Genomic DNA, 1,515 nt, shown 5'->3' with positions numbered 1-1,515 from the left:
GGGCCGGCGGGCGGGGGCCCGGCCCGGGCCGGTGGTGAACAGGGCGCGGCGCGCCGCCACGGCGGCGGCGGCGCCGGCCGCGGCGGTCAGCGCCCCGACGGTGATCTCGGTGATCGAGATCGTCGACACCAGCCCCAGGTAGACCGCCAGCAGTACCGTCCACCAGGCCAGCGGCTCGGCGGCACGGCGGGCGGGGCCGGGGCGCGGCGGCGGGTCCGTGCCGTGTTCGTGGTCGCGTTTTGGGCCGGGCATGACCTTCGCCATACCCGGACCGACGGTTCCAACCGTCCCGCCGGGCCGCCCGCGGGGGCGGCGGGCATGTTTGCCGGAGCCCGCCCGGGTAGGGCGTTACGGGCCCGAGCGACCGGGGAGGCGTCGATGACCAGGTACGGGTACTTCCTGTCGACCGAGGAGCACGGGCCCGCCGAGCTCCTGCGGCAGGCGCGGATGGCCGAGGAGGCGGGGTTCGAGGCCCTGTGGATCTCCGACCACTTCCACCCGTGGCTGGACGAGCAGGGCCAGGCCCCGTTCGCGTGGTCGGTGATCGGCGCGCTGTCGCAGGTGACGTCGCTGCCGATCGGGACGGCGGTGACGTGCCCGCTGGTGCGCACCCACCCGGCGATCGTGGCGCAGGCCGCGGCGACCAGCGCGGTCCTGACCGGCGGCCGGTTCACCCTCGGCGTCGGGACGGGCGAGTTCCTCAACGAGCACATCGTCGACGCGCGGTGGCCGCCGGCCGCCGAGCGGCTGGAGATGCTGGAGGAGGCCGTCGGGCTGATCCGGCGCCTGTTCACCGGCGGGCTGGTCACCCACCGCGGTGAGCACTACCGGCTGGACACCGCCCGGCTGTACACGCTGCCGGACGAGCCGCCGCCGATCTTCATGTCGGGGTTCGGGTCCAAGGCGGCGACGCTGGCGGGCCGCATCGCCGACGGGTTCATCTGCATGATGCCGGACGCGGACCTGGTGAAGGAGTACCGGCACTCCGGCGGCGAGGGCAAGCCGGTGCAGGGCGGCCTGAAGGCGTGCTGGGGCCCCGACGAGGCGCGGGCCCGCGAGACCGCGCGCCGGATCTGGGGCAGCGACTACCTGCCGGGCGAGGCCAACCAGCTGCTGCCGCAGCCGCGCCAGTTCCGGCAGCTGTCCCAGCTGGTCACCGACGACATGGTCGCCGCGCAGGTGCCGTGCGGCCCCGACCCGGGGGTGCACGAGCGGGCGCTGCGCGCCTACGCCGACGCCGGCTACGACGACGTGTTCGTCACGCAGATCGGGCCGGACGCCGGCGGCTTCTTCGACTTCTACGCCGGTGAGGTGCTGCCGCGGCTGCGCGGCGGCCGCCCCGCCGGCCCGCACGATTCCCCCTAGGAAAGGACGGATGATGAACACCCCCTCGGTTCCCGGCAACGGGTCGGGAAAGGTGACCGAGACCACGAGCAAGGCCGGCCGGACCGCCGGCGAGGCCGCCGGCGGTCCGGCCGGTGGCGCGGCAGGCGCCGCGCAGGAGACCGCCGGGAC

Annotated in this window: 2 protein-coding genes; one reads left to right on the top strand and one right to left on the bottom strand. The window is 75.6% G+C overall.

The window, feature by feature from the left end:
* Positions 1-252, bottom strand: a 252-nt coding sequence (locus HUX53_RS02025; protein ID WP_176401465.1) for a hypothetical protein, incomplete at its 3' end; no start/stop codon positions are given.
* 126 nt (positions 253-378) lie between these two features.
* Between HUX53_RS02025 and HUX53_RS02020 the strand changes: the two genes are divergently transcribed.
* Entirely contained in the window at positions 379-1,365 is a 987-nt protein-coding gene (locus HUX53_RS02020; protein WP_176401464.1) for an LLM class F420-dependent oxidoreductase, read from the top strand.
* The last annotated feature ends 150 nt before the right edge of the window (positions 1,366-1,515 follow it).

The sequence above is a fragment of the Actinomadura sp. BRA 177 genome, from assembly GCF_013372625.1.
In the GTDB taxonomy this organism is placed as follows: domain Bacteria; phylum Actinomycetota; class Actinomycetes; order Streptosporangiales; family Streptosporangiaceae; genus Spirillospora.
The sequence above is the reverse complement of the archived record's forward strand: the minus strand, read 5'-3'. Positions and strand labels throughout refer to the sequence as shown.

Excerpts from the sequence above, each read along its gene's own strand:
- HUX53_RS02020 (WP_176401464.1), top strand. The coding sequence starts at position 379 with ATGACCAGGTACGGGTACTTCCTGTCGACCGAGGAGCACGGGCCCGCC.